The following is an 11,941-nucleotide window of genomic DNA, read 5'->3' as shown; positions in this document are numbered from 1 at the left end:
TTTAAGTTCTACTGATTACGTTCGACCGAGTATAGGAAGTAGATTCTGTCTATCTCTCTTAAAGTTATAATGCTTATTTTGAAATGTCAAGAGTAGGTTTGTTTTTCTACGCATTTTTCTTTTCTAACTGTCGGCATTAATTTAGTACTTTTAGACATCCCTGCTCTTTTACATTGATCATTCACACCAGCCGCAATTGACCATTTGCACCAATTTTATTTGAAATGCTATACCTCATAACTGCATTGTGTTAAAAATATCTCGATAGAATAGAGAAGTTCTCTATTAAAAATATCTTCATAAGGGGTCATGCGACGTTGGTAGAGGGGTTAAATCCACAGGTTATTCCACTTTCGACCAATCGGCTTTTTAATATTGAGGATTATCCTCCAACATGGCCACCCCCCCCATTCTGTACGGAGCTTTTAGCTATGTTGTCAAGAACATCTTTTTTAGCTTCACCAAATACTCTTGCGACTATGAATACAGTAGTAGCACCTAAAATACTTACGATAAAAGTTACAATGTTTTTAAAAATTTGTCCTCCTTCTAATGATGCTCCATTGTCAGCGGCGATTAATAGAATTGTTCCTATAAGTATCAATAATGCTAAAATGGGAGGGGCAATAACAACCCATCTTGGTATATTTATGTCATCATTTTCTATCTTCGGTGGACTTGCATACCAGCGAAATATTATAGTGAGCTGAGCGATGAAAGTGGGAATTATTATTTGAAAAGAACTATTGGCATCAGTTTTAGATATAGGAAGAATATTTCGTGACTCTCCAAATATTAAAATAAAAGCACCTAGTAAAGTTGTGGTGCCCAAATAAAAAAGTCCCAAAAAATTGCGAATGCTGTTTGCTTTCATAGATTATCAATTTAATGTAATTATACCGATTCCAGTATTTTGATTGAATTTACCATTAAGCTGTTTTGTAGTGTTCTCAACTGCATTTAATAAAGCCTTTCTTACTTCTTTTGCATAAGCCGAGTATTGATCATTTGTAGGTTCAGGATAACCTCCTTTTTTACCCACATTAATTTGTAGAGCTGTCATCTCCACTAAAAATATATGATCATTACGATAATTTTTTCTGTAAGCATCTGAATTTTGATACCCAGCTCCAGAGTTTATATGAATACCTTTGGGGCCACTCCAGAAATTAATTGTATAGGTTGATAGTTCGTAGTAAGGTCCACTGAACCCTTTCAGTACATTGCTTTCTTCGAATCTTCGTTCAAATCTCAATTGGTTAGGGGCTAAGCCTGTAATTAAATCAGCGTGCAGAGGATAATTCCTAAATTGCTCTGAGATTTCTTCCCTAAATATTTCGATAACTTTCTGATATGCGAAATCCAAGTTTTTACATGCACTTAAGTCAAACACAGGATTTTCAAATTGAGTAAATAAACCGGGCCCGGCAAAAAGAGCCGGTTCAATAGTCTCACTGTATACGTACAATCCTTTTTTTGTTTGCACCGCTACAGGAGTCACATTTCTTTCAGGTATTCCAACTGGTATGTCGCTACTGTCAATAGGTATATAACATTCTACCCATAACTTGGTGGGTGGGGCATTTTCTATTTTTTTCTTTGGATATTCAGCTAATTCTTCAGCGCTCATTCCCGGCTTTCCTATGTTCGATTCTAAATCCATGTTTATTCCATTCAGTATAGCAGTATCAGTTAGGTCATATGATTGAATATAACTTGCAAACTGATCAGAAGTGACAAGAAATGGAACGGAAAACTCTATTTCCTTTTTGATCTTATCATATAATCCTATTTTTATTAAGGTATCTAAATTTGATTGCACAAGTCTTTCCTTGTCAGCTGGTATTTTATGTATTTGAAAACTGTACCTCCAGTGTGGAGGCAAAGCATATTTCGTTTTGAAACCATGCCCTGAGGTTAATGGATAGAATACGATTTCTGAAACAGTATGACCAGAACTTGGATCGGCTATTCTATAATTGTCAACTAAGCCCCTATTGGCAACTGGAGGTCCTGGGAATATATTATTTCTTTTAACAGGATAATAATTGTAAGCAATCTTTCTGTTTATATAATTTAACAAAAAGGCTGTTGCGTTCGTGCAATAGTTTTTATAGGCGACGCAATTATCGGTAATTGAAATTAGAACCAAGCTATCCCTATCTAGAAAGATATTTTCAGAACAGATAGTCGGAATTTTATTTTGGCCATACAGCATGGATTTACATGCAACCGATATAAGCAAGAATAAAATCTTTCTCATGTCGACTGATTTTGACAGTTACAAGTTGATAGCTTTGGTCAATTGGTTACGCACACAATTACATTATCCGAAATTCAAAGATGCAGGCTCCTTCAAAATTACAGGGATAATTGTGTTGGTTATTAAATACATACTTCACTTATGGGCAGTGCTAGTTGCGCATATACTTATTGTAATTTATTTTAATACATTGCGAGGCAAATTAATTTTTTAAAGGTACTTCCTATCTCATCTCTTTGTGATAACGCTTAGGGTGGAGACTAATGGCAATTTAAACCACAGCAAACTTTACTTGAATTTATAACCTTTTTTAGTAATTTAGAGCCGATATTATTCTTTGCTATTTGGCTATTTCGCGCTTTTTTATGTCTGTAATACGGTGGCTAATTCGGTGAAAAGGAAGGTAACATTGCAAATCTCAGTGTGGCAGCGGATCTCATTGAATTTAATCGGCTCGAGGGCTCTACTTAGAAGGTTTTTAGCCTTCTTTGTTAGCGGATTTGCATTTTAGGGTACAAAATCGGTTACATTGAAGGTGTAATAACATAAAAGCTATTATGGGCAAGGGTTTCGTTGAATTTCAGCGTTCCCGCCAGCTCCACTAAAGACAAATAACGCCACTGGAAGACGGTGGCGTTATTTTTTTGCAAATAATTAAACTCTTAATACGCTACTATCTACGGTAGGTAGCATTACATAAAGTGTGTCAGGGGAGTTTAAAAGTCCTGTTCCGGTCGCCGGGTGAGTTGATATCTAAAGAACATTAATCAAGACCCTTAAAAAATTCCCAAATCTCTGCAGGAGCATCCACATCTCCACTCATCGGTCCCAGCTTTTTTATTGGTATCCTAAAACGCCTGTTTGGAATCGTATGCCCACCGTTATCAATACCGATGTACAACAGTTTCTTTCGGGTAGTCTGCGAATAATACGTTTTTCTGGTCACCGGTCCTGTCTTTTCCTCGCCAGCCAGCTCTCCCTGATTTACCTGCTTCCAGAAGGCAACCGTTTCCGCTGCGCTCTTTACCGTTCCCCAATCACGTCCATCTAAAACAATCCTGCCTCCTTCAAATGGAACAATTGGATCCTTCCTGCCAAAGATCGATATTATGGAAACGGGTGTTTTTACGGCCGGATTTAAATTGTTATCATCGGTGGGCAGGTTAGCACTGATGGTAGCAAATGCCGTAAACAAATCCGGTCTTTCTGCCGCAAGCCGGAATACCATTGTTCCTCCATTGGAATAACCTACACCATACACTTTGTCAACCTGATATACTCTTTTGAAATAGGCTATCAGCTGCTCTGTAAATTTCACGTCATCTATGTTTAATTTCTTTGCAGGGACAGGGGCCATTTTTCTGCAATCGTTCCAATTGTCACCATACCCCTGAGGATACACGATGATCGCTTCCCCGAAATTATCTGCCAGCAGATCAAACTCATGGCCAGTGAATATCTGCATCAAAAACGGCTTCAAGCGGGAACCATGATAAGCAATGATCAGTTTTGGATTAGGCTGTACATTTTTGGGAACATGATAAATGAAGAAGCGTTCATAGCCATCTATATGGATGGTGCCGGAGTGGTTGGGATGGATCAGGTTCCATCTATAGGTATAAAAAAACAAACACACCGATAGCGTTGCTACAGCAACAAAAATGATCAAAAGCATCTTTTTCATATTTTATGTATATCCAATGGACGTACATACAAAGAAAAAGACGCATCCTTTACATTATTTCTTTCGGCGGCACATAATCCGTTACGTTCCCATATTTGTCTAACCTCAGGAAGCAGCTATTTTTCACCGTATCGTTTATCTTCTTCTTTGCCCTTTGTACCCTTGATTTAACGGTACTCAATGGCAAATTGTGCATTTTTGCAAATTGCGTTTGACTTATCCCATTTAATTCAATGGCTTCCATCACTTCCTTCTGTTCATCCGGCAATGTTTTTATCAGTAAAGAGATGCACTTTAGCAAATAAACATTGCCTTCATTATATTCCTCTTCATTTTGATCTGGTAACTGAAAATTTTTACCCTTCTTCCGGTAATGATCGATGACACTGTTATATACAATTACCCTTAGCCAGGATAGCAGCTTTTCCTCACTCTTCAGTGTATCAATGTATTGATGCGCTTTTAAAAAAACGTCCTGCCTGATATCCTGTGTAATTTCAGCAGCTACCTTTATCTTCCGTAAATACAGCTCAATATCATTGTACAATTTTAATTGCCAGCTATCATTCATGTATTGAAATCTATTTAGCGATCATATTATCTGAATGCTGCAAAGATATGTAACTATTTCATCTTGTGTTTACGCTGCACTGTCACGGCCAGCCCTAGACACAGCAGGATGATGCAAAGTGGAAAAAACCGGCTCCGAAGAGCCGGTTTAGCGAAAACTGAATGGAAATGGTTGGTTAATGATGTCAAAAAGCGATGGAATATTTAGATAAAGACTGACCTGGATAAAAAAAGGACTATTCCATTTTACAGAAGCTTCACACGGATTTTGGTGAAAAGTGTATTTTTGGAAAAATCAACCATCCGTTATTCATAGGTACGCAACATACACGGACATTCAGTTGCTGGCACGCCTGCAGCAGGACGACACCCTGGCCTTTGCCGAGTTGTACAGCCGGTACCGCCATGAAGTATATGCCTACGCGATGTCCCTGGTGAAATTGCCCGATGTGGCAGAAGACCTCCTGCAAGATGTGTTCGTGCGCATTTGGGACGCCCGGCATAAGATCGCGATCAAAAAAGATTTTCGTCCTTACCTGTTCCGGGTATGTCATAACCGGGCCTACGATGTGCACCTGGAAATGGCCAGGGATCAGAAGTTTAAAGACCGGCTGCTGCGTCATTACCAGGTGACCGCCGGCCCGGTGGACCCATTTGCGGAGCAAGACTCCCCTAACATCCAGCTCATGGAACAGGCCCTGGCCACGCTATCGCCCCAACGCCGCCGCATCTATGAAATGTGCAAGCGGGAAGGCAAAAGCTACGAGGAAGTAGCCGGCGAGCTTGGCCTCTCCACCAATACTGTCCGCAATCACATGGTCCAGGCGATCGCGCTGCTGCGCAGCTATTTGCAACAATATGGCAAGCTGGCGGTCCTGCTCCTGTTGCTCGGCCCGGATTTTTATTAAAAAAGTCCGGATTCCATTAGTCTTTTTTCCTGCCTCTCACAGTCTGTATATAGAATATGGACCATCCAACGTCATATTACAAAGATCTACTGGCCGGTTTTATCCGGGATGAGCTCACCGTTGAGGAGGCCGAAGCGTTGTTGTCATTCATCGGGCAGTATCCGGATATATATAAAGAAATGCTGGATGATCCGGCGATACAGGAATTATCAGCCCGGCAGGCGCAAGCCTCGGGGCTGAAATTATCTGCACAGGCCGATGCCCGGATCAGGGAGCAGGTATTGGCGCATACGGGCCTGGAAACGGGTGCGGGCAAAGTATTCCTGTTACGGAGATGGGTCTGGGCTGCTGCCGTAGTCCTGCTGATCGGGACAACGACCCTTATCACCGTGCTGCGCAACCGTACTGCTCATCATCCCGCCACGATTGCCCAGGGCGCCAGCAATATACCTGCGCCGCAGGTATCAAAGGCCAGGGTGACATTGTCCAGTGGGCAGGTGATAGCCCTGGACAGCCTCTCCAGCGGCCTGTTGGCCCAACAGGGAAGTATCAGGCTCGTGAAACTGGCCGGCGGCCAGGTGGCCTACCAGTCGGCTACAGGGGAAACCTTCCACGAAATGCAGTACAACACCCTCACCAACCCGCGTGGCAGTAAGGTAGTGGACATGCAGCTCTCCGATGGCTCACGTATCTGGCTCAATGCTGGTTCCTCCATTACTTACCCGGTAGCCTTTGTGGGCAATGAGCGAAAAGTGGAGTTGAAGGGAGAGGGATATTTTGAAGTGGCCAAAGATGCGGCCCGGCAATTTATAGTGACGGCAAACGGTGTGAATACTATGGTATTGGGCACGCATTTTAATGTGCATGCCTATGAGGAGCAAACGAAAGTCACGCTGCTGGAAGGCCGCGTAAAAGTAGCCCGGCAAGGGCAGGTTGATAGCGGTATCGCCATCCGCCCCGGCCAGCAGGCGCTGGCCGGCGGTGCCGGGCAATTACAGGTCACCGGTAATATCGATCTCGCTGCCGTCATGGCATGGAAAAACGGGGTGTTTAATTTTGACGGAATGAAGGTAAGGCAGGCGATGGCAGAATTGGAGCGTTGGTATGATATAGACGTGGCGTATGAAGAAGGCGTGCAGGACGTGAAAGTATTTGGGGAGATCGACCGGAATCTGGCCCTGGGAGGTGTGCTGGAGATCCTGGGCAATGCCGGGTTCCACTACCGCCTGGAAGCGGGTAGAAAATTGGTGCTGATGAAATGACATTGAATAATCATCATAAGTAGGGAGGCAAAAAAACGGTAGTGTTGGGACCACTACCGGTAAGTATTTGTTGTCTTCAAAAAAGGCATATCAACCAATTTATTAACAAGCAAACGACTGCAATTTATGCAAAAAAACTGTTTATCCCGCACCAGGCGGGATGACTGGATTGTCATGTCCATAACGGCATCCCGGACCAAAATCGGAAGGATCATGAGATTAACTGCACTTTTACTGACTGTTGCATTGCTGCAAGTCCAGGCTTCTACTTCGGCGCAGACAGTTACCCTTACCGGCAAGGACCTTACCTTGAAAGAAATTTTTTCCGTCATCAAAGAGCAGACCGGTTACCTGGTCTTTGGCAAGCAGGAGCTGCTGGAAAGCGGCAAGCCGGTAACGATCGTAGCCCGGAACATGGCTTTGACGGAGTTTTTGGACAAGGTGATGAAGGATCAGCCACTAACTTACAAGATCACAGGGAAGTCTATTGCCTTATCTGCTAAACCAGCTGCCGCATTTAAACCGGTGGCGCCTTCTCTTTCCGCAGAGGATACTACGATCACTGGAAAGGTAGTCGCTGAAGACGGCACGCCTATACCCGGCGCAACCGTTAAGCTGAAGAATTCTAATATTGGAGTGACTACGGATGCGGAAGGGAATTTTATACTTCCGAAGCAGGATGGCAATGAAATGCTACTCATTAGTTTTGTAGGCTATCAAACCAGGGAAGTGCCTTTCCGTGGTAAAAGTATCCTTGCAGTAATGAATATTGATGTTCAAAAACTGGATGAAGTTGCAATCGTTACTACCGGATATCAAAAAATACCGAAAGAACGCGCTACCGGCTCTTTCGGCACCGTCAGTAGAGCACAGCTGAACAAACCCTCCATCAATATATCGCAACGCCTTATCGGCGCGGTAGCCGGGGTACAGGCCCGCTCCATGGATGCGGATGGCACACCTTCATTCGAAATACGCGGGCAAACCAGCCTGTATGGCAATGCCAGGCCGCTCGTGGTAGTGGACGGATTTGCCATACAGGGTGATTTCAGCAGTATTAACCCGAACGATGTGGAAAGCATCACCGTGCTGAAAGATGCCGCCGCCGCCTCTATCTGGGGCGCCCGTGCAGCTAATGGCGTTATTGTCATTACCACCAAAAGCGCCGAAAAGAGTACGCCGCTGAAAGTGGAGTTCTCTGCCTTTACCAGGGTAGGGAAGAAGATGGACCTGGATTATGTGCGTCCGCTGGCCTCATCGGCCGAAACGGTGGACTATGAAATGAAGGCTTTCAACAACTGGAGCGCCCTGCCTAATTCCGGCGCATTGAACAGCAATGTAAATAAGGTTTGGTCGCCGGCTACCGTAGCCATGAGCGAACAATTCCTGGGCTACATCACGCTGGCGCAAAGGGACTCCATCCTGAACCGGTTAAGAACACAGGATAACAGGCAGCAGATCAAAGACAACCTGCTGGCCAACCCTATTAACCAGCAATACAATCTTACATTATATGGTTCTTCCAGTAAGATGAGCAATGCCTTGTCGTTGCTGTTTGAAAAGAACCAATCTAACTTCAAAGAAACCGGCTATGAGCGCTATATGCTCAATTACCGCACCATGGCTGTTATCACCAAATGGCTGGATGTGGACCTGAGCGCGATGGTACAACACACACGCAGCCGCTATGATGGTGTTACATTGGCGGACATTAACAGTTTTTCCCCCTATGAAATGCTGGTGAACCCCAACGGGTCCTACACCAACATCAGCCAGTATTATACGCCCATCCTGCAGCGGTTTGTGCCAATGGATAAATTCCCGTATAGCGATTGGAGCTACAATCCCATACAGGAAATTCACAGCCGGGATAGTAGCGTTTCGCAGCTCAATGCAAGGCTGCAGGCCGGGCTTACTTTTAAATTGGTCAAGGGGCTTACCATCAACAGCCGCATACAATACGAAACCTTCAACAGCAACAACCGCTACCTGCGCGATGAAAATAGTTTTTATGTAAGAAAGACAGTGAATGAAGCAACAACCTGGAACCAGGGCACCAACACCCTTATACCCAACCTGCCCAAAGGAAGTATACTCAACCAGTCGAGGAACAAAGTAGAATCCTGGAACTTCAGGAACCAGCTGAACTACAACCGCGCGTTTGGAAGCAAACACGAAATAAACCTGGCTGCGGGTTTCGAAGTAAACAGCACGGTGGCAGAACTGTATGGGTATCCCACTACCTATGGTTACAACGACGAAACCCTTACCATAGGTACTTTCCCGAACGGGCCGGGCGGTATTTTTTCGCCTATAACAAATTGGCTGGGCAATAACCAGACCTTCTCATACACTGGTTCATTCAATTATACTACCGAACGCTACTACTCTTCTTATGCTAACCTGGCCTATACCTACGGCGGGCGCTACACCATTTCAGGAAGCTATCGTACAGATGCGTCCAACCTTATCACCGACGATCCGAAATACCGCTATGCACCTTTCTGGAGTATCGGCGGCCTGTGGAACCTTACCAGCGAAAAATTCCTGAACGGCACTACCTGGCTCGATCACCTGAGGCTGCGCGCCACCTATGGCTACAATGGAAACGTGGATAAGTTTACCGCCTTCATGCCATTGATCGCAACTGTTGCTACCCCCAACACTTGGACCAATGACTATACCGCTACCATCAGCAGTTACGGCAACCCCACATTGCGCTGGGAAAAAACAGGCACCTGGAACCTGGGCGTCGACTACAGCCTGTTCAATGGCCGCCTGTCCGGTAAGGTCGATGTGTACCATAAAGCAGGACGGGACCTGATTGCGCAGCTGTCGATCCCCGCTGTGAATGGTACCACCTCGCAAAAGCTGAACAATGCCAAAATGACCAACAAAGGCATTGAGCTAGAGCTGGCAACGGTATTGCCTATACGAAACGATGACATCGTATGGCGTGGCAATCTGAATTTCTCTTACAACAGGAACCGTATCACCGACCTTTTCCTGGCCAACTATTCATCACCTGATCTGTTGAATGGCGGCTACGGCGCCTATGTGGTGGGCATGGATGCCAATACCTTATGGCGTTTTGAATATTCAGGTGTGCAGAACGGGCAACCGACCGTGTTAGGACCCGGCAAGGCGCCGGTAACTTTCACCTCCGGTGTGCCGGGTGACGCGCGTACCTATCTGTTGAACATGGGTACCACCGTTGCGCCTTATACACTGGGTTTCATCAACTCGTTTAAAGTGTATGATTTCGACTTCTCCTTTATCATTACCGGGAAATTCGGCCATGTATTTCAGCGTAAAGGATTTAACTACCCGTCAAACAGGACGCGCAGGGTACTACCCAATAGCAAGCTCAGTGAAGTAGTCAACGGCGATCCCGGCAAAATAATACCGTTGCCGCTAACTCCCGTTGAGCCGCTTTATTATTTCTGGTCCAGCTTTCACCAATATGTTAGTTACCTGACGGAGAGCGCCTCGCATGTACGCCTGCAGGAAGTGAGCCTGGCGTATACCATCCCGCAGTCATTGCTGAGAAAAATGCAGCTCAACAGCCTGCAGTTCTATGCGCAGGCTAACGACCTGTATACCTGGTATAAGAACGATGCCAAAGAAGATCCCGAATACCCTCTGGGTACGCTGAAACCAATGCCTAAACTAACACTGGGTCTGCGGCTCGATTTCTAATCTTTTAACTGCTGTCGAATGAAAACGATCATAAAAAATTGTATTGCATTAGCGCTCACCGCCGGCCTGCTGCCGGGTTGCGACAAATTCCTGGACGAGCGGCCGTCAAAAACGTCATCCCTGGTGGTGACAACCACCAGCCAGCTGAATGCGTTGCTCAACGATTACGAGCAGTTTTACGCCGAGAGCAATAATACTGCCATACTTAGTACAGACGATTATGGCCTGACCACTCCCATATATGATGCCAGGCAGGGCATATTTTCGCCCATTACCGTTCAGTATAACACGTGGGATACGGCGTACCTCATGGATGATCCCGGACAATCCTTTTGGAGCAGCGAATACCGCAAGATCTTTACTGCCAACATGGTGTTGCAGTATGCCGACAAGGTGACCGGTCCCGATGAGGACAAAGCCAACCTGAAAGCCGATGCACACCTCATAAGGGCCTACAGTTATTTTCAGCTGGCCAATACCTTCACCCTGCCTTATTCAAGCAGCAAAGGGGACGAGCCGGGCTTACCGCTTAAACTGACCATTGCTTTCGACGAGCCCGTTGCACGGGCGCCTTTGTCGAAAGTATATGAGCAGATAGAGGCAGACCTGGCAGAAGCGATGAAGATCAAAATGCCGCTGATACAAAATGGCAAGCCCCGTCATTGGCGCGCCAATACGGCTGCAGTAAATGGTTTTGCCGCCCGCTACTATCTGGCGATGAACAAATATACCGACGCGTTGAAATATGCCAATCAGGCCTTGCAGGAGTACAGCATGCTGGTTGATTACAACACGCAAATGCGTTATGGCCGCGACGAGGTGGTGACCATCAATCCCGGCCCGAACGCGCAAACTGTTACGCTAAAATATCCCTACACGCACGATAACCAGGAAGACTTTACTGATATGATCGGCTGGCCCGAGTTCCTGTATTTCAGAATGCTGGACTACGGTACGTGGTGGTATATGCCCAGCACCGCGTTGATGAACCTGTATGACCAGGCGCATGACCTCCGTTACCAGTATCATTACGTGGAGGGCTACTCATACGATCGCGGTATGATCGATCCCGCTTATAATTATCCGGGTTACATCTTCTTCTTTAAAGACAGGATACCATCTGGTCCCACCACCGCAGAAATGTTGTTGATAAAGGCCGAAGCGCAGGCGCGCACGGACGACTTCAGCGGCGCAATGACTACGCTGAACAGCCTGCGTGTAAAGCGTATGACGCCTGGCCCCTGGGTGAACCTGACAGCTACCGGTAAAGATGATGCGATCAAAAAAGTGCTGGAAGAAAGAAGAAGGGAAATGCCGTTCGTACATCGCTGGTATGATGTACGCCGCTATAACAATAACGATGATCCAAATGATGACGTGGAAATGTCGAAAACCTTTTATCCCTATACCTTATCATCGGTATTGTCTACCCAGCCTGTAAAGACCTACTCGCTGCCTAAGCACTCACGCCGTTTTGCAGCGCCGCTGCCAAGAACGGAAATGATCTCCAGCAATGGGGCCATTCAGCAGAATACTTATTGATAACAAATCGAAA

General features: G+C 45.5%; 8 protein-coding genes. 4 read left to right on the top strand and 4 right to left on the bottom strand.

The genetic code is table 11. The features are described 5' to 3' along the window. Positions 1-382 precede the first annotated feature (382 nt). From BMZ54_RS15565 to BMZ54_RS15545, 4 genes are all read right to left on the bottom strand, one after another. Positions 383-874, bottom strand: coding sequence for a hypothetical protein (locus BMZ54_RS15565; protein ID WP_089913356.1), 492 nt, complete (start codon positions 872-874; stop codon positions 383-385). 6 nt (positions 875-880) lie between these two features. Then, positions 881-2,263: a hypothetical protein gene (locus BMZ54_RS15560; RefSeq protein WP_143081025.1), complete on the bottom strand. Its 1,383-nt coding sequence runs from the start codon at positions 2,261-2,263 to the stop codon at positions 881-883. Positions 2,264-3,026: 763 nt separating this feature from the next. After that, a complete protein-coding gene (locus tag BMZ54_RS15550; protein ID WP_089913346.1) occupies positions 3,027-3,947 on the bottom strand; it encodes a CE1 family esterase in 921 nt (306 codons plus the stop codon). Positions 3,948-3,996: 49 nt separating this feature from the next. Continuing rightward, the gene (locus BMZ54_RS15545) at positions 3,997-4,518 is read right to left on the bottom strand and encodes a sigma-70 family RNA polymerase sigma factor (protein ID WP_089913343.1); all 522 of its coding nucleotides are present in this window, start codon (positions 4,516-4,518) and stop codon (positions 3,997-3,999) included. Positions 4,519-4,858: 340 nt separating this feature from the next. Between BMZ54_RS15545 and BMZ54_RS15540 the strand changes: the two genes are divergently transcribed. The 4 genes from BMZ54_RS15540 (at position 4,859) to BMZ54_RS15525 (ending at position 11,928) form a co-directional block, all read left to right on the top strand. Continuing rightward, positions 4,859-5,425 (top strand): RNA polymerase sigma factor, encoded by a 567-nt coding sequence (locus BMZ54_RS15540; protein WP_162277555.1) that lies wholly within the window; start codon positions 4,859-4,861, stop codon positions 5,423-5,425. Positions 5,426-5,481: 56 nt separating this feature from the next. Further along, positions 5,482-6,687 carry a FecR family protein gene (locus BMZ54_RS15535; protein WP_089913337.1) on the top strand — a complete coding sequence of 402 codons (1,206 nt, stop codon included), beginning with the start codon at positions 5,482-5,484 and terminating at the stop codon, positions 6,685-6,687. A gap of 213 nt (positions 6,688-6,900) precedes the next feature. Next, positions 6,901-10,386: a SusC/RagA family TonB-linked outer membrane protein gene (locus tag BMZ54_RS15530; protein ID WP_162277554.1), complete on the top strand. Its 3,486-nt coding sequence runs from the start codon at positions 6,901-6,903 to the stop codon at positions 10,384-10,386. Positions 10,387-10,404: 18 nt separating this feature from the next. Next, entirely contained in the window at positions 10,405-11,928 is a 1,524-nt protein-coding gene (locus BMZ54_RS15525; RefSeq protein WP_089913332.1) for a RagB/SusD family nutrient uptake outer membrane protein, read from the top strand. Positions 11,929-11,941 lie beyond the last annotated feature (13 nt).

This window comes from Chitinophaga rupis, from assembly GCF_900109685.1.
Taxonomy (GTDB): Bacteria; Bacteroidota; Bacteroidia; order Chitinophagales; family Chitinophagaceae; genus Chitinophaga; species Chitinophaga rupis.
This window is presented reverse-complemented; position numbering and strand designations above follow the sequence as displayed.